Raw genomic sequence first — 19,528 nt, 5'->3', positions numbered from 1 at the left:
GAGCGCCCTCGGATCAGAGCTTCTCGATAGGGGCGATCTTGATCAGCAGCTTCTTGGGTCCGACTGCGTCGAAGCGGACGTGCGCGATGCGCTTCGCGCCCTCCCCGGTGACGGCATCCACTCGTCCTTCGCCGAAGTCGTCGTGGCGGATGCGGTCGCCCGGCGCGAGCTGCATGTCGCCGTTGTCGCGCACCTTCGCGGGGATGCGGTTCGCGAACTTCTCGATCGATGTGGACCTCGGCACCAGGTCGTCGCCGTATCGGCTCGCGGAGGTGCCGAAGCCACTGCCACCGCCCGGTCGCCGCGCGTTGAGGGCGCGTGACTGCGTGCCGCCGCGCGAGTTGACGTCGCCCGGCGACTGACGCCAGTGCAGCAGCTCGGGCGGGATCTCCTGCAGGAATCGGCTCGGCATGGCGACGGAGACCTCGCCGAACTGGGCGCGGGTCATCGCGAGCGAGAGGTACAGGCGCTTTCGAGCGCGGGTGAGACCGACGTAGAAGAGGCGGCGCTCCTCCTGTGGCCCTCCGGGCTCGCCGGCGGAGATCCGGTGCGGGATGAGGTCCTCTTCGACGCCGGTGACGAACACCGCGTCGTACTCGAGACCCTTCGCCGTGTGCATCGTCATCAGCGACACGGAGCCGGACGCGTCCTCGAGGTCGTCGGCATCCGATACCAGCGCCACCTCGGCGAGGAAGTCGATGACGGTGCCCTCAGGGTTGTTGCGCGCGAATTCCCGGGCGACCGCGACGAGCTCGTCGAGGTTCTCGACACGCGCCTCGTCCTGCGGGTCGCGGCTCGCGCGCAGCGCGTCGGTGTAGCCGGTCCTGCCGAGCAGCAGCTGCAGTCCTTCGGCCACCGCGGTCGGCGGCGCGAGCTCGCCGGATGCCGGCAGCATGAGGTCGGTCGCCTCGGCCAGCACGGCATCCAGGTGCGCGATCGCCGCCTGGATCTTCGGCCCTACGCCTAGAGCGGACGAGTTCGCGAGCGCGTCGCGGAAGGTGATCTGCTCGTCCTGCGCGTAGCGCGAGATCGTCTCGATCGTGACATCGCCGATGCCCCGGCGCGGCTTGTTGATGATGCGCCGCATCGCCATCTCGTCGGCGGGATTCGAGACCGCGACGAGATAGGCCAGCGCATCCTTGATCTCGGCGCGCTCGTAGAACTTGGTGCCGCCCATGATCTTGTATGGCACCGCCGAGCGGATGAAGATCTCTTCCAGTGCACGGGACTGCGAGTTGGTGCGGTAGAACACGGCCATCTGGGAGTAGTCGATGCCCTCGCGGCGCAGGGTGTCGACCTCGTCGGCGACGAACTGGGCTTCGTCGTGCTGCGAGTATCCGGTGAAGCCGACGATCTTCTCGCCCGCGCCGACATCCGTCCACAGCTTCTTGTCCTTGCGGTCGAAGTTGTGGCTGATCACGGCGTTCGCAGCGCTCAGGATGTTCTGCGTCGAGCGGTAGTTCTGCTCGAGCAGCACCACCTTCGCGCCCGGGTAGTCGCGCTCGAACTCGCTGATGTTGCGGATGTCGGCGCCGCGGAAGGCGTAGATCGACTGGTCGGAGTCCCCGACGACGGTGAGGGATGCCGCATCCTCGGCGCTCGGCTCGGGTTCGAAGATCATCATGCCGCCGCTTGCGATCGGCGGCGCGTCGGAGCCCGGCGGACGGGTCAGTTCGTGGATGAGCGCGTACTGGGCGTGGTTCGTGTCCTGGTACTCGTCGACCAGGATGTGCCGGAATCGACGGCGGTACACGTCGGCGACGTGGGGGAACGCGCGGAACAGGTACACCGTCTGCCCGATGAGGTCGTCGAAGTCGAAGGCGTTGGCGCGCTGGAGCTCGCGCTGATAGTCCGTGAACACGTCGACGAAGACCCGCTCGGCGGGGTCGCTCATGTTCGCCTGGCGGGCATAGGACTCGGCATCCGCCAGCTCGTTCTTGAGCTTGGAGATGCGGCCCTGGGTGCCCGCGGGGGTGAGGCCGTAGGCATCCGCCTCATGGTCTTTCACCAGCCGCTTGATGAGCGCCCGCGAATCGCCCGAGTCGTAGATGGTGAACGACTTGGTGAAGCCGAACTGCTCGGCCTCGCGGCGCAGGATGCGCACGCACGCCGAGTGGAACGTCGAGATCCACATGCCGCGCGCCGAGTCGCCGACCAGCTGCTCGACGCGCTCGCGCATCTCGCCCGCGGCCTTGTTGGTGAAGGTGATCGCGAGGATCTGGCTGGGCCAGGCCTCTTTGTTGCGCAGCAGGCTCGCCACCCGGCGGGTGAGCACGCTCGTCTTTCCGGACCCTGCGCCCGCCACGATGAGCAGCGCCTGGCCCCGGTAAGTGACGGCCTCGCGCTGCGGCGGGTTGAGTCCCGCGAGCAGGTCTTCGTCGGCGCGCGGGCCGCCTGCCGCGGCGGGCGAGCCGGCACCGAGGCTGGGCTGGGGTCCGCGATCTCCGCCGACGATGATGGGCGTGCGGGCGTCGGTCATGGCTCGTCAAGTCTAGGCGGGCCGGCCGACAGTGGACCCCGGCAACCGCGGCGCCGCCGTCGGCCCGTGCGCGCGGGTGTCTGCTGCCGGTTCGGGGCGGATTCTGTCCGTCGGGGCGCAGGATCCACGCCCCACGGGAGCGAACCCGCCCCGAACCCGAGACGGCGGCGCCGGCCTACTCGGCGAGGGCCGGCGTCCACTCGCGACCGAACCACCGCTTGATCCGCGATGCGCCGAATTCGCGCTTCTCGGCGGCGAGCTCGAGCGAGGGCCCCTCCATCGAACCGTGCGGGCGACCCTCGAAGAAGGCGACCTCCACACGACCGATCTCCTCGCCTCCGAACTCGACGTAGCAGACGCCGCGACCGTCGTAGAGCGCGTCGCCGGACTCGCCGCGCACCCGCGCGGCGATCCGCCGGGCAGCGGTCGCACCCTGGCGTTCGGCGAAGACGCCCGCGCGCGGCGTGCCGACCGAGGCGCAGTCCCCCACGGCGTAGACATCCGGCCATGACGTCTCGAGCGTGCGCGGATCCACGGGGATCCATCCGTCGACGGTCAGCCCCGACGCCTCGACGACCGCAGGCACCCGATGCACGGGCACGCCGAGGTAGAGGTCGAACGGAAGCGTCGATCCGTCTCCCAGGCGGGCGACGCGTGCCGCGGCATCCAGCGACCGCACTCCCGTGTCCGGATGCCAGGTGATCCCGCGTTCCTCGAAGGTCGCAAGGAGAGCCGCCGAAGCGTCCGGCGACGGTGGGATCGGACGCGGAAAGGGCATGACGAGCGTGATCGTCGACGAGTCCCGGATGCCGCGCTGCCGCAGCATCGCGTCGAGCATCAGCGCCGTCTCGCTGGGGGCCGGAGGGCACTTGAACGGACCCGCCGTGATGCCGATGACGACGTCTCCGCCCTCGAACGCCGCCAGCGTGTCGGGCAGTGCGAACGCACCGGCTTCGCTGTAGAACTCATGACCGGCTTCGGCGAGCCCCTGCGTCCGCGCGACGTCGTAGTCGGCGCCGAGCGCGATCACGAGGAAGTCGGCCTCGAACGCCCCCACCGTCGTCTCGACGCGCTTGGCCGCCGCATCGATCGCCGTGATCTCGGCCTGTACGAAGCGCACGCCGGGCTTCACGATGTTCGCGTACGGATGGAACACCTGCTCCGGGATGCTGCGCCCGAACATCACGTCGAGCTTCGAGAAGCCGAACACGAAGCCGGCGGTCTTGTCGATCAGGACGACGTCGAGTTCGTCGCCGAACTCCTCCGACAGGAGGCTGGTGGCCTCCAACCCGCCGAACCCCGCCCCGAGCACCACGACGCGCTGCGTCATGCGCCCTCACCTCCCCCGGTCACACTTGGCGCTCACTCTAGCGCCGAGGTCGGGCGGGCGAGGCGGGTGCTTCCACCGGCCGGTACGGAGGGCGGGTGGCGGTGGGTCAGCGTCGGCGGGTCGTGGTGGATGGGTGGGGTGGGTCGCGGTGGATGGGTGGGGCGCGGGCGGGTGTCTCGCGGCCGAGCAGGGCTCCTCCGCCGAGCGGAGGGTCTCGGCAGAGCGGAGGTCCCCTCGGCGGTGTGCGCCCCTCCGCAGGCCGATCCTCCTCCGCTCACCGGAGGACTCCGGGCCGACCCCCAGCGCCACCCTGCAAGACTGAACGCGTGCGCACGCTCCTCAACATCATCTGGCTCGTCTTCGCCGGCTTCTGGCTCTTCGTCGGCTACATGCTCACCGGCGTGGTGCTGTGCATCCTGATCCTCACGATCCCCTGGGGCATCGCCTCGTTCCGGATCGGGATGTACTCGCTGTGGCCGTTCGGCCGGCAGATCGTGGCGAAGCCGACAGCGGGCGTCGGTTCGTTCCTGGGCAACGTGGTCTGGGTGATCCTCGCCGGCTGGTGGCTGGCAATCGCCCACATCGTGTCGGGCCTGGTGCTGTGCCTCACGATCATCGGCATCCCGCTCGGAATCGCGGACTTCAAGCTCGTGCCGATCTCACTGATGCCGCTCGGCAAGGAGATCGTCTCGACCGGCCAGGGCGCGTTCGACGTCGTCCGCTCGTAGTGCCGGGTACAGCGCGTTTCGTCTCGCTTCGTCCGCTCAACGACCGGGGAGTAGCGGGTCGCGGTCGCCGAGCGAAGGACCGGCCGGCCGCGAGCGTCCCGGTCGTTGACCGGCGGAGCGCAGCGACGGAGACGAAACGGATTCCGTGGCCCGGCATCCACGCCTCAGAACTTCTCGGGCACGTAACGATACGGGTAGTGCGGGTCGACGTAGTCGCCCGGATCCTGACGCTCTGGAAGCACCGGCTCTTCGCGTGGCACCTCCTCGTACGGGATCTGCGACAGCAGGTGAGAGATGATGTTGAGCCGCGCGCGCTCCTTGTCGTCCGAGATGGCCACATGCCACGGTGCGGTCGGAGTGTCGGTCGCGTCGAACATCTCGTCGCGGACGCGCGAGTAGTCGTACCAGCGGTTATACGAGAGCAGGTCCATCGGCGAGAGCTTCCAGATCTTGCGACCATCGGTTATGCGGCCTTCGAGGCGCCGCGTCTGCTCCTCGGGAGTGACTTCGAGCCAGTACTTGAGCAGGATGATGCCGGAGTCGACCATCGCCTGCTCGACGAACGGAACCTGCTGCAGGAACTTGCGTGCGGTCGCCTCGTCGGTGAAGCCCATGACCCGCTCGACCCCGGCGCGGTTGTACCAGCTGCGGTCGAAGATGACCACCTCACCGGCGGCCGGGAAGTGCTGCATGTACCGCTGCATGTACATCTGGCTGCGCTCGCGGTCGTTCGGAGCAGGCAGCGCCACGACGCGGAAGACGCGCGGAGTGACCCGCTCGGTGATCGCCTTGATCACACCGCCTTTGCCCGCCCCATCACGACCCTCGAAGACGATGCAGACCTTGAGGCCTTTGTAGCGGACCCACTCCTGCAGCTTCACGAGTTCGACGTGCAGCTTCTTGAGCTCCTTGGCGTACTTCTTCCCGCTGAGACCGCCATCGGGCTTGGCCGACTTCTTGGGCTTCTTCGACATCCGCGTCTCCCGTGGTGCATCGCGCTTCGGCGCGCGTTGGCGCAAGACTAGTCCCGCACCGGGGCGACCAGCAGGCGTGACCCGCAGCGGGACTCTCAGGCGACGGATGCCGCGCCGCGACGCCAGCGGATGGCGAGCGCGAAGCCGACGCCGGCGATGACGGCTCCGAACACCGCGGCCCAGAGGGCCGTGTCGGCGGGGATGTCGAGATACACCGTGATCCCGAGGATGCGCGCCAGGCCCCAGGGCAGCAGCCCCATCTGGTCGTTCCAGACCGTGAGCGCCGTCTCGAGACCGATCGCCGAGACGATCCCCGCCGGTATCGCCAAGGCGAGTCCGACTGCCGCGAGCACCATGCCGGTCGCCCGACGGCGTCCGACCTGCGCCACCAATGCCCAGCCAGCGGCCACGAACACCCAAACGAACAGGGCGAAGGCGATCGCGATGTAGATCGTGCGTGCGGTGGGCTGCGTCCAGAACGAGTACCAGTAGCCGCCCGGCCCGGTGAACGAGAGCGCGAAGAGCGTGACGACGCAGCGCAGCACGACGACTCCCCCCACTGCAGCGATCACGGGCCACGGTGATCGGCGTCCGACGAGGAGCCGCACGACCAGAACGAAGATCAGCCATGCGCTCAGGACGATGGCGAGCTGAGTCCATGAGAGGAACGAGGTCTGCACCGCTCGCGTCGCGACGAGCAGGGCTGCGGGCAGCCCGACCATGAGCCATCGATCGGGAGCGAGCATCCCGAGCGTGGACTCGCGTGCCCGCCACGGACGCGTCGACGCGAGCCAGGAGGCCCGGGCCGCCGCTGCGCCGGGACGGCGGATCAGGCGGGTGCGCGCCGCGAACATCCCGATGATGAGCCAGGCGATCGCGAGCAGCAGCAGCCCGCGCGCGATCCAGGCCATCGCGAGGTCTCGGTCCGCGCGCTGGACCCCGAGCTCGGCAGCGGTCAGGTTGTACGCGGGGTAGTCGACATCCCCTGCGTACTTCTCCGTGTGGGCCGCGGCGAGCGTCGTGAACTCATCGCGGGCCGACGACCACGCATCGTACGACGCAGACGAGAGGGTGTCATGCCACTGTCCCTGGTACAGGATCATCTCGCGGTAGGCCGACAGCATCCGCAGCACGTCGACCTCGTAGTCGAGAGTGCCCCGGAATGCCCCGCGCATCGACGGGTCGTGCCAGGTCGCGGCATCCGTCGATGACACGGCATCCCGCATCGCCTCGACGTCGGCGACGGCTTTCTTGCCGTCGGCGATCGCCTCGTCGACGCGGTCGTGCGAGATCGAGTAGATGACGTCGAGCACCGCCGAGTCGCCGGTCAGGATGTCCCACTCGAAGATCCACATCATGGGCGGCGGCTCGAGCCCGATCGCGAAGACGCGCTTCTCGGCGAACGGCTCGATGTACAGGCCGTGCTCGACGGCGTCCCGCGATCCGTTCATCGCCTGGACGATCGCGCGAACTGTGTCGGGATCATCCGAGAACCACTCGTGAGCCCACGCGGCGGTCACCGCCGCCACGTCGGCGTCGGGATCGCGGGCGAGGGATGCCGCAAGCTGCGTGTTCAGCTCGTACAGCTGCCAGAACCCGGCCTTCAGGTACAGCGTCATGGGCCCCGCACGCCACGGACCGCCGTCCTGGGTCCACGTCCAGATGCCCTCGATGTGCGGGTTCGCCGCGAGCAGCTTCTGCACCGCGAACTGGTATTCGCGTCCGAGGTCATTGGGGAACGCCCCGAACGCCTCGAACTCGCGCCGGCTCTGGAACTCTATGATCCGGCGCTGGTCGCCCTGCTCGAGCGTGCTGTTCAGCGGCAGCCAGCTGTAGAAGTCGCCGAGCGTGTACTTCGTCGAGACGATGAGCGCCGGCGAGTCGATGCCGCCGAGCACCGCCTCGTACGAGTCGGTGCTCGTGTGCATGTCGCCGACGGCGCCGACCCCGACGCTCCAGGTGCGGAAGATCACTTCTCGGTTCGATGCCTCGGCCTGGCGCGTCAGCGACGTGAGCATCGCCCGCACGGCGTCCGGCGTCTTCACCGCGAGCTCGGAGTAGTAGTCCCAGCCCGGCACGTCGTAGACGCGGCCGGCCTCGCCGATCCGGATGAGAACGCCGTCGAGCGCCGGCTCCGCGGCGTACAGCTCGTCGAGGCCCGCGGTGTAGACGTCCCACAGCTGGGGGTTCTCGGTATCGAGCGAGCCGAAGCGGTCGGTGAGGTACTTCTCGAGCGGGGTTGTGAGGGTGAGCATGTCCGTGCGCAGGAACACCTTCATGCCGAGCTCCTGCGCGTGGTCCCAGAACGGTCCGAACGCGTCGCGCAGCGCGATCGCCTTGGCGCGATGGTCGTCGCCTCCCGCGTAGACCGGGCCGCCGGGGACGTCGTCGAACGTCACGAACTCGACGAAGCCGGGGAACGCGACCGCGTTGTACCCGTTCGCGAGCGAGTGGCGCAGAAAGGTGTCGAAGTCGGCATACGCCGACGCGAGCGCCTTCTGGTCGATGTACGGGGCCTCGGGCAGGAAGACATCCGCAAACGCCTTCGAGGCGTGCGAGTAGTCGGTGCCGGGCGCCCACTCCGCCGGGTTCGGATCCACCCCGACGGCTCCCATCTCGACCATCCGGAACGGCAGGCGCGAGGCGACCTCTTCGCCCAGGTGCTCGGCCACCGATCGGCCGGCGCGGATCTGCGCGGCCAGGTCGTACACCCCGCGGACGGCACCGGCGATGGTCGACGCTTCGACCTTGAGCGCCGTCGGCGTCCCGCTCAGCCGGTAGGTGTCGTCGCCGCCGTCGCCGTCACCCGAGACGACGGTGAGGGATGCCTCGCCGGCGGTGTGAGTGGCATCGGCCGCGGCATCCAGCAGCTCGTCGAGCGCCGCGTCCACGCGGGGTCCCTCCGGCGCGTCGACGGTCGTGAACCGCGGCGGTGGCACGGCGGCCGCGATGTCGGTGTCGACGGGGGCGGCGGGACTCATCTGGGTCGCCGGCTCGGTGCGGATGCCGAGCGCGTCGCCGACGACGACCCCCAGCCCCACTCCGAGGGCGACCAGCACGATGGCGGTGACCACAGCGAGGATCCCCCGCTTGGCCGCCGTCGTCATGGAATCACGGTAGCCGCTCGCGGCCACCGCTCTCGTCCGCGCGGGCCGACCTGTGGACGAGTGTGCGTCCGCTCGGCAGCGCCGCCCCGGCGTGGAAGCCCTCGTCGACGAACATGCCCACTGTGCCCGTCGAGAAGCCGGGCGGCAGCACGCCGCCGCGCGCGGCCGTGTCGATCGGGTATCCCTCGAGAGCTTCGGCCCCGCCGGCGAGAGCGTGCTCGATGGCGGCGTGCAGGAGATCCGTCCCGATTCCGCGACGACGGTACCGCGGCGGCACGAGGATGCAGTACACCGACCACACCTGTCCGTCGGACGCGTCGTACGGGCTGTGCTGCCGCACCAGCCGGCTTGCGAGCACGTGGTGAAGGCGAACGCGCGGCTCGACCCCGCACCAGCCGACGGCTTCGTCGCGATCGAGTGCGACCAGCCCGCGGGGAGGGTCGAGGATGTCGATCTGCTCGGCCAGCAGCGCTCGGCGTGTGTCGCGGCTGCTTCGCGCGGCGTCACGGTTGGACAGCACGTGGAACTGGCACCAGCAGTTGCGCGCGGATGCCTCAGCCTGGAACACCGCGTCCACGGCCTGCCACCCCGCGTCCCGGGCGGGTAGGACCCTCAGCTCGGCCATGCGCACACGGTATCCGTCGGCTCGGACACCGCGTCGGTCACAGCGCGGCGGCCGCGGCCTTCACGCGATCCAGAGCGTCGCCGAGTCCGGCCAGCTCTTTCTCCGCACGCTCCGAGGCGCGCTCGATCAGCGCGTCGTAGTGCTCGACCCGCTCGCCGGCACGACCGGCCTGGACGCGGGCGAGCTCGAGCCGCTCGATGAAGATCAGCTCGTCGCGGTGGCTCCCGAGCGCGTCATGGACCTCCTCTCCCGCCGCGGCCAGCTCCTCGCAGTCGTCGCCGAAGGACTCCTGGTCGGCCTCGTGCAGCGCCTCTGCCACGTACCGCAGGCGCCGGCCCGCCTTGCGCACATCGTGGAGCGACTCGATCGAGCCGTCGCTGCGCTTCGCCGCCTTGCGCACGCGCCGCGCCTCATGCCGGACGACATCGAGCAGCCGATCCGGCGGCGCGTCGGCATCCACCGCCGCGACGGGATCAGATGCGAACTCCTCGAGAGCCGTCATCCGCGCGCTCGAACGGGGACCGTCGTACAGCTCGCACAGCCGGGCGTGGGCCCTGGCGTACTCCTCGTGCTCGGTCTCGACCAGACGCACGCGCATGACGGGATCGTCGATGCCCAGGTCATCCATCGCCGCGGCCGCGACATCCGCGCGGACCTCGACGTCGCGGACGACGCCGAGCTGGTGGCCCCACTCTGCGAACTGCACGCGCAGATCCTGTGCGGCGGGTTCATCGAGGAAGTCGCGGAAGGCTGCCAGGACGCTCCGAAGCCGGCGCACGCTCGTCCGGTGCTGATGCACGCCGTCGGGAATGTCCTGGATCGCGCCCGGCTGGCTGGTGATGAGCCGGTCCGCCGCGAACTGGATGATCGCCCGGATGACGTCATCCGCTGTCGTGGGGTGTCCGTCGGGCACGGCTTCCGCCATCGATCCTCCTGTCGCCGGGCCTGGCGTCGAGGCTATACCCGCGGGCGGACGCGCAGCCGATCAGCGCGCATCTGTTCTCTCGCATGCTCGGCGCGCGTTCGCCGAGCTCTAAGCCAACTCGGAGGCCGGTCTTCTACGCTGAGCCCGACCTGGAGGAGTGACATGGCCCGGTATCTCATCACCGCCGCCGGAGCGCTTCTGCTGTTTTCGCTGACCGCGTGTTCAGGAGCCCCCATGACGCAACCACCGCAGCCGTCAGGACGCCCGCCGTTCCAGACAGTGACGCCCGGACCCATCGCACCGAGCGGTTCGCCGACCGCCGTGCCGCCGGCCCGGTGGGATGCGATCGTCGCCAACCTCGAGTCGCAGGGTGTGACCGGCACTCCCGAACTTGTGTCCGCTACTGCGGTGACGTGGAACAGCGGAGCACTCGGATGCCCGCAGCCCGGCCAGTCCTACACCCAGGCGCTTGTGGACGGGATGCAGGTCATCGTGACCGTCGACGCCGTCCGCTACGACTACCGATTCGGGACGTCCGATTCCCCGAAGCTCTGCAAGCGCTGAGCAGGGCTCGGGATACCGGACCCTGGCCGCGGCATCCGGTTCCTGGTCTGAGCGAAGCGGATGCTCTCGCGCACGAAGTGGCGCCCCGCCTTGCGACGGGGCGCCACTTCTCTCTGCAGCTGGGCTACTTGGTGGTCTTGACCAGGAGCGCCTCTCGGGCCCCCGACGCGTTGTCCGCGACCACGACCATGACACCGAGCGGCTTCTGGGCAAAGACCTGTGCGGAGTTCACGTCGACCGGGACGGTGACACTGCCGTTGCGCGGCACCGTCTCGAACTGGCCGTTGCTCAGCGCGGGCTTCCATGGGTTGTATATCGCCGAACCGACGAAGTCATCCGACAGGCCTGTGACCAGCGAGAAGCTCCGGACGGTGTACCCGAACGTGCCGGTTGCAGACGTGAGTCCGATGTTGCTCGCGAGGAACGGCAGCACGATCGTGCTGCTGTCAGTCGGCGCCTGCGCCAAGTAGTCCGACACGAAGCCGTCACCCGTCTTGAGATTGACCCCGAACACTCCCGTGATGCCGTTGTAGTCGCCCGCGAGGGTGGCTCCCTCGTCGGCCGCGAACACATCCCAGTCAGGGTCGCCATCGCCGTTGGTGTCGATGTATACATCGAACTCATTGCTCGCCGCGTTCGACCACCGCGTGTGCGTGCTGATCGCGAAGGCGAGGATCTGATCGCCCGCCGCAGCAGGGAACGACTGGACGCCCACGGCGCGCAAGTCGTACCCGCTGTCCACCACGGACTTCGCAACATCCTTCGCGTCGCTCAGACCCCACGTGTAGAAGTCCGCGCTGGCCGGGAGCGCACCGAGCGGGTTGCTCAGCTTGACCGACTTCTGGCCGTCCGCGACAGTCGCGTTCTTCCTGAACAGCGGGTCGCCGCCGGCCACTCCGACGCGACTCGTCGAGCGAGGCACGAGAAGGTAGGGCACGCGCAGCGTGTCCGTCGCCGATGTCAGCACGATGTCGCCCGAAAACTCGTAGAACGAGAACTGGTCGGCTCCCGCAAGTGAGGTGCCCACCGAGCTCGTGGGCGCTGCGAGGCCCACGACGATCTTGGCCTTGCCGCCGGCGGGTACCGTGACCTTGCTGTGGCTGAGCACGATCTTCGCCTTCTCGGACTGTTGCGACGGCGTGGACGACACCGAATAGGTGACGGCCTTCTTGCCGTAGTTCGAGACGGTGATGGTCTTCACTCCGGCGAATCCGAGCGACGACTCCTGGAAGCCGAAGCTGAGCGCGGATTCGCGCAGCCATCCGCTGTCCGTCTTGAAGGCGTCACCCGTTGCCGTGACCTGAGCGCCCACGGCCTGCGCCGCGTCCACAAGACCGACACCGCCGCGGACGAGGTACTGGCCGACGACCTTGTCGGGGTCGGCGGTCGCGACGATCGCCGCAGCGACCTCGCTCGCCTTCCACGTCGGGTGCGCCTGCACCGTCAGTGCGGCCACCCCTGCGACGTGCGGCGAGGCCATTGACGTCCCTGAGAAGTTCGCAGGGAGGTTGCCAGTGCCGACGCCAGTCGAGAAGATCGAAACACCAGGGGCTGCGACATCCACGCCCAATGCGCTGTCGCCGCTGCGAGGACCGCTCGAGCTGAATGACGCATAGTTGCGGAATGAGGGGTTCGGCAATGTTCCGGCCGCGGCGATCGTGGCCGGCTGACCAGCCACGAGCTTGGCACCGTCGGACGACTTCACACCAAGGAACGGGATCGTAACCGTGAACGGCTCACCGTTGTCGGGGTTGGTCGTGATCTTGCCCTCGTACGGCGGGAAGGCGTCGGCGTTGTTGATCATGACCGCGGCAGCCGCTCCGGCTTGCTGTGCGTAGATCGCCTTTGCGACTCGGCCGCATGTGCCACGTGTCGAGACGGCCAGTTGGTTGCCACCCGCTGTGATTCCGGCCTTCGTGTACGCGGCGACCGAGCAGCCGAGAAGCTCATTCTCGGCCGTGCTGGGATCGTCCGTGAGGCGCACGACCTGCAGGCTGGGGAGGCCGGCGAGGCTGGCACCGTTGGCGTTGATCGCAGGGACGGCGACGCCGCCGACGGTGATCTCGGCGGCCGGGAAGCTTTCCGAGCTGTCGATCGCAGCGACCGAGATCACACCGTCGCCGTTCCCGGCGAGGTACGGGCTCGGACCTTCGTTGCCGGCCGACTTGACGACGACCACGCCCGCGCCGATCGCGTTCGAGGCGGCGACCTCATCTGGGGCGTCACCACGGGTGAACGGCGAGCCGAGCGACATGTTGATTACATTCATGCCATGGTCGACCGCCCAGTCGATCGCCGGGACGACGACGTCCGTAGAGCCATCGCAGCCGAACACACGCAAGGCGTACACGTCGGCCTGGGGTGCGACACCCGGACCGATGTCGAACGACTTCGACGGCGTCGAGGCGTCATACGGGCCGTGGTACGTGGTGCCAGCCGCGACGCCGCTGCCGGCAGCCGTGCCGGCGACGTGGCTGCCATGGCCGTTGCAGTCGAGGGGGTTCGGGTCGGGGTGGGGAACCGGCTGGTAGTCCGCGGACGTGGGGTCGGCGTTGTAGGAGTCGCCGACGAAGTCGTAGCCGCCCTTCACGCGCGGCGCGGCCGGACCGAACTGCGCCGGATCTGCGGGCTGTGTCTCGGTGGCGTGCGCTGCATCGTATGCCGCGACCGTTCCGAGGCCGCCGAAGTTCGCGTGGGTGTAGTCGACACCAGTGTCGATGATCGCGATCTTGACGTTCTTGCCTGTGTAGCCCGTGTTCTGCCACACCTGCGGTACGCCGAGGAAGGGCACCGAGACCGCGTTGTCGACCGTGTACCTCGTGACCGGGTGAACCGCCACGACGTTGGGCAGTGCGGCCAGTGCGTCGACCTGCGCGGCGGGAATCGTCGCCTGGATGCCGTTGTAGGCCGACTGCATGCTGGCCTGGATCTGGCCGCCCTTGCTCTTGATCGAATCCGTGACGACGTCCTGCGCCTTCTTGAGCGTGCTCTTGATCGTGTTCCGCTCGGCGGTGGTGAGGTCTCGACCCTCCTGGGCCTCGACGACGGCGACGGGGTCGCCCTTCATCTCCACGACGACTGTGACCCGACCGTCAGCGCCTACGCCCATGGGATGGAAGGTCTTGGGGACGGCTCCACGGGTCTCGGACTTCTGGAATTTCGACGACGGATCGTCGCCTGGGCCTGCGGCCAGCGCCGCAGTGGGAGTGGCGATCGCCAGCGCGATTGCGCCGACCACTGCCAGAGAACGTCGGAACAAGAGGGCCTACTTTCTCGGTGCAAGGGGGATTGATCGTACGAGCGCACGTTATGTGGGAACTCAAGAAAGGTCAACAGAAAACTCTCAGGTTGAGCAGACCGCTAAGCTGAGCGTCCGATTCGGTGCGAAACGGCAATCATCGCCCGTTGATCGTCGCCGATCGCCTCGGCGACGATCAGCGCTCTCGCGGCCCGATCGCGGCGGCCGGCGAAACACAAGGACGCACAGCGAACACACACGAAACACTCCTCCCGCCCGAGGTCACGGCGCGGTAACGTCATGCCATCGCGGCGATCCGGGCGGTCCCGGGCACCGGCTCATAACCGGCAGCGGTGCGGGTTCGACTCCCGCCGTCGCGTCGAAGGAATGAGAGCCGCGATCCCTTGTAAACACTGGGATCGCGGCTCTCAGCTTGCTCGGCGAACCGCGATTTGCCCACACTTTCGTGGATGGGCTTGTGGATAGATGTCGCAGCAGGCCTCTCAACGTCAGAGCGCGGTGGTGGCAGGCTGGGGCTCGTGGGAGAGCGACGGAGGTTCCGCACCGCGGTTGCGGTGGACCGGCAGGGGCGGACGCAGTTCTCGATTCCCTTCGACCCGAACGAGGTCTGGGGCGACAAGCCGCGGCACCATGTGACGGGCTCCGTGGCCGACCGCCCGATGCGAGGTGTCATCGAGCAGCGGAACGGCGAACCGGTGATCGTGCTCGGCCCGGCGTGGTGCCGAGTCCCGCTGAGCGACGGAACCGAGGTGGAGGTGGCGCTCGAGCCGGAAGGACCGCAGCGAGCCGACCTCGCGCCGGACATCGCCGCGGCACTTGACGCCGCTCCGGATGCTGCCGCCTTCTTCGACTCGCTAGCGCAGTTCTACCGCACTGCATGGCTGCGGTGGATCGACTCCACGAAGCGTCAACCGGATCAACGGCCCATCCGGATCGCCGAGATGGTTCGCCAACTGCAGCAAGGGCACAAACAGCATCCGTAACCTGCGGCCAAGCCTCAGGCTTTCGCGATCGAGGCGGCTCGCGCGGCATTGAGGGACGCCGAGACGGTGTCGAGATCGTCGTCGAACAGGTCTGCGTGCACGTCGAGCGTCATCGCGGCGGAGGCATGTCCGAGCATCCGCTGCACGGCCTTGACGTTCGCGCCGGAACTGATCGCGAGTGAAGCGGCGGTGTGCCGGAGATCGTGGACGGTCATCCGCTCGAGGCCGGCGTCGTCGAGGGCTCTAACGAACCAGGACCGCGATTTGCCCGATGCGCGCGGCCGCTGCAGGTAGTCGAGCCCGCCGCCGAACAGGAGGGCGTCGCGCGGCTTCCCCTCGCAGAGTTTCGCGATCGGCAGCTCGAGGAACTCGGGGTAAGGCACCGACCGGAGTTCGTGCGTCTTCGGTGACCCGACGTGGATCTCCGCCCCGACCCGGACCGCGCTCTCGGTGACCGCGAGGCGCCGGCGCAGGGCGTCGACGTCTCGTACGCGCAACGCGGTGAGTTCGCCCCACCGGAGTCCGGTGTACGCGGCGAGGTAGATCAAGGTGGCGTGGGTGCCGGATGCTGTCGCGAGTCGCTGGATCTCGGCGTGCGTGAGGTACTGGTGCGGTTTGCGCTCCTTGCGCGGCAGGTTGTCGATCCCTCGTGCCGGGTTGTGCGAGATTCGACGGTCTCTCACCGCGATGTCGAGCACGGACGCCAGGACACCGTGAGCGCGGATCACGACTGTGGCGCTCTTGGGTCGCGCGCCTTGGCCTCTGGATCGGATGTGATCCCGCCGGTCCGTTTTGGCGGCTCCCGCTGACAGCTGCGAGACCCACGCTCGTGCGTCGCTGTACGTGACAGCGGGGACGGTGGTCGCACCCCAGCCGGGCGCCACATAGACGCGCCAGGCGTCCTCGAGCGCCTTGTAGCTGGAGGGCTTCAGCCGCGTTCGTTTGGCCGCGAGCCAGTTCGGACCCAGTTCGCCGATAGTCGTGCGGGAGCGAGCCGGATCGATGTACTCCCCGGTCGCCTTCGAGACTTCGACTGTCGCGAGGTACAGCTCGGCCTCGCGCTTGGTGCGGAAGCCGCGCTTGTCCGTCTGCTTGCGGTCCGGTGTCCGGTAGCGGACTCGGTAGCGTCGGCCAGCCCCGGTGTCGTAGGACTCAACGGTGCCCATGGGCTTTCCTCATGAGTTCTAGCTGAGCTTCGGCCTGCTCGCGTGTCGCCATGGGCGGCGCGACGAGCGGCTCAATCGCCTTCGCGATCATCCGCGCTTGCTTCTCATGGTCCGTCCGGCTGAAGTAGCCGTCGGTGCGGGCGCGCTGGATCCAGTTGGTTGCGGTTCGCTGCTTGAGCCCAAGGGTCTCCGCCACGGCGAGAGCGGGATTCTCGTTGGAGATCTCGGCGATTCGGTACGCGACGGCGGTGAGCAGGATGGCATCCGGACTGCCGCCCTCCAGGCCCGGGATGTCTCGGGCGGTCACGCTGTGGTCGCGACGAAGGTCGCTGATAGGACGAGTCCATAGGGGCAGTGATATGTCGATCACCGTCTGGATGATCTCTTGGACACGCACGGTCCGCCAGAGTGCGCCGGTGATCTCGATCTCGGCCTGTCGTCGATCCAGTCCGAACGCAGCGATTTCGTAGCGCCCAGCGCTTTCGGAGTACTCGAGCCGGCAGGTGGCATGTGCGAGGTCGCCCTCTCTCAGCGCACCCACCCCCCCAGTGGCCACAGGGATCGTGGCATCGATGACGGGTTTGACGGAGATTCCGGGAGGAACGACGATGCTGCTGCCCGATTGCCGGACGTACTGCTCCATGAGCCCATCTTGCCACCCCAGTGCGCTTCATTGACATGACTAGGCAGTCGACCCCAGACTTTGCCTATCGATGACGCGACAACGCAAACGGGGTGACGATGGACGGCGAAGAAGAGTGGCTGTCGCTCACGCAGGCGGCGGAGCTGACGCATCTTTCCAAGGCCGCTCTCGCGCAGCTTCGCTATCGCGGCGGGGGGCCGATCTTCTACCGACTCTCCGGCAAGACGATCCTCTATCGGCGCTCACAGATCATCGAGTGGATGGAAGGGTGCGCGTTCGACCGCACCGATCATCGACTCGTTGCTGGCTGAGTTGAACTCGATTCCGCGCTCTGCTCCGGGACGAGCCACCGGACAACCACCCACCCCAGCAGCGCTCCCACCAGCTGAGCGCCGATGAACGGGAGGGCGGATGTCGGGGCGATGCCGGCGAAGGTGTCGCTGAACATGCGTCCGATCGTGATGGCGGGGTTGGCGAAGCTCGTGGAGGACGTGAAGAAGTACGCGGCGCCGATGTAGGCGCCGACCGCGGGCCCCGCGAGGTGGGAGCGTCGGGTGCGCGCGAGCGCGAAGATGAGCAAGATCAGCCCCGCGGTGGCGACGACCTCTGCGAGGAGCAGGTTCCAGCCGGATCGATCCTTCGTGCTCCACTCCACCGCGGGTTCCGCGAACATCAGGTTGGCGAGGACGGCGCCGACGATGCATCCGATCACCTGGACCGGTAGGTAGACGGCGACGATCGACCACGGCCGTCGGTGGAGCACCACGTCGACAATGGTCACCACAGGGTTGAAATGCGATCCGGACACCGTTGCGAACACGACAATGAGCACGGCAAGGCCGAGCGCGGTCGCGAACGCGTTCTCGAAAAGTTGCAGGCCGACATCCGTCGGGGAGAGGCGTTGCGCGGCGATGCCGGACCCGATGACGACCGCGGCGAGGCCGGCGCTGCCGAGGAATTCGCCGACGGCAGCGCGGAGGGTTGTGGTCACGATCCAACGAAGAGTTGCGAGATGCGGTCCAGCGCGCCCGGGACGAGCTTGAAGTACGCCCAGGTGCCGCGCTTGCTGCGAGTGAGGAATCCGGCGGTGGTGAGGACCTTGAGGTGATGCGAGACGGTGGGCTGGCTCAGCCCGACGGGCTCGATGAGATCGCAGACGCACGCCTCGGTGTTCTCGGAGGCGGCGACGATCGACAGCAGACGCAGGCGTGCTGGATCGGCGAGGGCCTTCATCGTCTGCGCCAGTTGCTCGGCCTCGTCGGCGGAGATGGGTTCGCGCACGAGGGGCGTGCAACAGGTGCCGGCGGCGGTGACGTCGGTCACCTCGAGCATGGTGGTCATATATTGAGAGTAGTCGATATTGACAGATGTCGATAGATGGGTGAGACTTCCATATCGACACTCATCGATATTCCATTGGAGGACGCCGTGACCCTGCTCGACCTGACCCCCCGCGTCGTGGAGAACGACCGACTGGCGACTCTTCCCGTCGTGATCATCGGTGCCGGTCCGATCGGGTTGGCCGCGGCCGCGAACCTGGTGGAGCGCGGCATCGAGTTCGCGATGTTCGAAGCCGGCGATGAGGTGGCCGCGAGCGTGCGGGCGTGGGGTCACACCAGGCTGTTTTCGCCGTGGAAGCACCTTGTGGATCCCTCGTCCCGGCGACTCCTCGAGGAGCGGGGCTGGCAGCTCCCCGATCCGGACCGGGCACCGACCGGCGCTGAAGTGGTCGAGCTCTACGTCGCTCCGCTTGCACAGGTCGAGGAGATCGGATCAAGGCTCCGGCTCGGCGTCGAAGTCATCGGCGTGACCAGGGAAGGTATGGACCGGACTCGTTCGCATGGTCGGACCGGCACGCCGTTCGCCGTCCGTATCCGCACCTCCTCCGGCGATGTCGAAGATGTCTCGGCGCGTGCCGTCATCGACGCGTCCGGCACGTACCTCTCCCCCAACTCCTTGTCATCCAGCGGGCTCGAGCTGCTGGGCATGGCGGAGATCGCCGACCGGGTCACGCCCGCCCTACCTGACGTCCTCGGCCGCGATCGGGCCCAGTTCGCCGGGTGTCGCGCCACGGTTGTGGGCGCCGGCCACTCAGCGGCGAACACGCTGCTTGGGCTTGTCGAGTTGGCGCGCCAGGAGCCCGACACCAGAGTGACGTGGCTGATCCGCAACGCGCAGGCCGTGCGCGTGTCGTCGTCGCCTGACGATGAGCTCGCCGATCGGGCTCGACTCGGGAGGGGCGTCGACCGTGCTGTCGCCGACGGCGACATCACCCTCCTCGACGGTTTCGAGATCATCCGCGGCCGTCGGACAGGCGACGCCGTCGAGCTGGTCGGCCACCGCAGCGGCGAGGTCGTCGTCCACACCACCGACGTGGTCGTCAATGCGACGGGCTTCCGGCCAGACCTCGACATCCTCCGTGAGATCCGACTCGAACTGGACGAGATCGTCGAAGCGCCCAAGCGCCTCGCGCCGCTCATCGATCCCAACGTCCACTCGTGCGGGACGGTGGAGCCGCATGGCTTCCGTGAGCTGACGCATCCCGAGCACGGGTTCTTCATCGTCGGGATGAAGTCCTATGGTCGGGCGCCGACGTTCCTGCTCGCCAGCGGATACGAGCAGGTCCGCTCCGTCACAGCGTGGCTCGCCGGTGACATGGCGTCGGCATCCAAGGTCGATCTCGTCCTTCCTGCGACGGGAGTCTGCTCCACTGATCTCGGCGACGGAGGCGGCTGCTGCTCGTGA

Annotated in this window: 16 protein-coding genes and 1 tRNA gene; 6 read left to right on the top strand and 11 right to left on the bottom strand. The window is 68.0% G+C overall.

Translation table 11 applies throughout. The features are described 5' to 3' along the window. Window positions 1-13: 13 nt before the first annotated feature. Window positions 14-2,479 (bottom strand): ATP-dependent helicase, encoded by a 2,466-nt coding sequence (locus tag ABD212_RS01740; protein WP_344090549.1) that lies wholly within the window; start codon window positions 2,477-2,479, stop codon window positions 14-16. A gap of 175 nt (window positions 2,480-2,654) precedes the next feature. After that, a complete protein-coding gene (locus ABD212_RS01735; RefSeq protein WP_344090547.1) occupies window positions 2,655-3,809 on the bottom strand; it encodes an NAD(P)/FAD-dependent oxidoreductase in 1,155 nt (384 codons plus the stop codon). Window positions 3,810-4,135: 326 nt separating this feature from the next. On the opposite strand from ABD212_RS01735, the gene ABD212_RS01730 reads away from it, so the two are divergent. Continuing rightward, window positions 4,136-4,537, top strand: a complete 402-nt coding sequence (locus ABD212_RS01730; protein WP_344090545.1) for a YccF domain-containing protein — start codon at window positions 4,136-4,138, stop codon at window positions 4,535-4,537. 164 nt (window positions 4,538-4,701) lie between these two features. On the opposite strand, the gene ppk2 is transcribed toward ABD212_RS01730, so the two are convergent. The 4 genes from ppk2 to ABD212_RS01710 all read right to left on the bottom strand — a co-directional run bounded on the left by ppk2 (window position 4,702) and on the right by ABD212_RS01710 (window position 10,168). Next, a complete protein-coding gene (ppk2, locus tag ABD212_RS01725; RefSeq protein WP_344090543.1) occupies window positions 4,702-5,511 on the bottom strand; it encodes a polyphosphate kinase 2 in 810 nt (269 codons plus the stop codon). 95 nt (window positions 5,512-5,606) lie between these two features. After that, on the bottom strand, window positions 5,607-8,618 hold the full coding sequence (locus ABD212_RS01720) for a hypothetical protein (RefSeq protein ID WP_344090541.1): 3,012 nt from the start codon (window positions 8,616-8,618) through the stop codon (window positions 5,607-5,609). 4 nt (window positions 8,619-8,622) lie between these two features. After that, window positions 8,623-9,243, bottom strand: coding sequence for a GNAT family N-acetyltransferase (locus ABD212_RS01715; protein ID WP_344090539.1), 621 nt, complete (start codon window positions 9,241-9,243; stop codon window positions 8,623-8,625). Between the two features lie 37 nt (window positions 9,244-9,280). Beyond that, entirely contained in the window at window positions 9,281-10,168 is an 888-nt protein-coding gene (locus ABD212_RS01710) for a CHAD domain-containing protein (protein ID WP_344090537.1), read from the bottom strand. 234 nt (window positions 10,169-10,402) lie between these two features. Here ABD212_RS01710 and ABD212_RS01705 point away from each other — a divergent pair, with 234 nt between their 5' ends. Continuing rightward, window positions 10,403-10,732 (top strand): hypothetical protein, encoded by a 330-nt coding sequence (locus ABD212_RS01705; protein WP_344090535.1) that lies wholly within the window; start codon window positions 10,403-10,405, stop codon window positions 10,730-10,732. Window positions 10,733-10,856: 124 nt separating this feature from the next. On the opposite strand, the gene ABD212_RS01700 is transcribed toward ABD212_RS01705, so the two are convergent. Then, entirely contained in the window at window positions 10,857-13,991 is a 3,135-nt protein-coding gene (locus ABD212_RS01700) for a S8 family peptidase (protein ID WP_344090533.1), read from the bottom strand. A gap of 286 nt (window positions 13,992-14,277) precedes the next feature. Between ABD212_RS01700 and ABD212_RS01695 the strand changes: the two genes are divergently transcribed. Next, window positions 14,278-14,350, top strand: a tRNA-Met gene (locus ABD212_RS01695). A gap of 159 nt (window positions 14,351-14,509) precedes the next feature. Beyond that, window positions 14,510-14,974, top strand: a complete 465-nt coding sequence (locus tag ABD212_RS01690; protein WP_344090531.1) for a YdeI/OmpD-associated family protein — start codon at window positions 14,510-14,512, stop codon at window positions 14,972-14,974. A gap of 14 nt (window positions 14,975-14,988) precedes the next feature. Here ABD212_RS01690 and ABD212_RS01685 read toward each other — a convergent pair whose 3' ends face one another. Further along, entirely contained in the window at window positions 14,989-16,140 is a 1,152-nt protein-coding gene (locus ABD212_RS01685; protein ID WP_344090529.1) for a site-specific integrase, read from the bottom strand. After that, entirely contained in the window at window positions 16,127-16,783 is a 657-nt protein-coding gene (locus tag ABD212_RS01680; protein ID WP_344090527.1) for a hypothetical protein, read from the bottom strand. The genes ABD212_RS01685 and ABD212_RS01680 overlap by 14 nt, the downstream gene beginning before the upstream one ends. 98 nt (window positions 16,784-16,881) lie before the next feature. Between ABD212_RS01680 and ABD212_RS01675 the strand changes: the two genes are divergently transcribed. Continuing rightward, entirely contained in the window at window positions 16,882-17,094 is a 213-nt protein-coding gene (locus tag ABD212_RS01675) for a helix-turn-helix transcriptional regulator (RefSeq protein WP_344090525.1), read from the top strand. Here ABD212_RS01675 and ABD212_RS01670 read toward each other — a convergent pair. Both ABD212_RS01670 and ABD212_RS01665 read right to left on the bottom strand, forming a co-directional pair. Further along, entirely contained in the window at window positions 17,073-17,774 is a 702-nt protein-coding gene (locus tag ABD212_RS01670; RefSeq protein WP_344090523.1) for an aquaporin, read from the bottom strand. The two genes, ABD212_RS01675 and ABD212_RS01670, sit on opposite strands and share 22 nt — an antisense overlap. After that, window positions 17,771-18,124 carry a metalloregulator ArsR/SmtB family transcription factor gene (locus ABD212_RS01665; protein ID WP_344090521.1) on the bottom strand — a complete coding sequence of 118 codons (354 nt, stop codon included), beginning with the start codon at window positions 18,122-18,124 and terminating at the stop codon, window positions 17,771-17,773. Before ABD212_RS01665 ends, ABD212_RS01670 begins: the two co-directional genes overlap by 4 nt. A gap of 87 nt (window positions 18,125-18,211) precedes the next feature. Between ABD212_RS01665 and ABD212_RS01660 the strand changes: the two genes are divergently transcribed. Then, window positions 18,212-19,528 carry an NAD(P)-binding domain-containing protein gene (locus ABD212_RS01660; protein ID WP_344090519.1) on the top strand — a complete coding sequence of 439 codons (1,317 nt, stop codon included), beginning with the start codon at window positions 18,212-18,214 and terminating at the stop codon, window positions 19,526-19,528.

The organism is Microbacterium deminutum (assembly GCF_039530205.1).
Lineage (GTDB): Bacteria > Actinomycetota > Actinomycetes > Actinomycetales > Microbacteriaceae > Microbacterium > Microbacterium deminutum.
The sequence above is the reverse complement of the archived record's forward strand: the minus strand, read 5'-3'. Positions and strand labels throughout refer to the sequence as shown.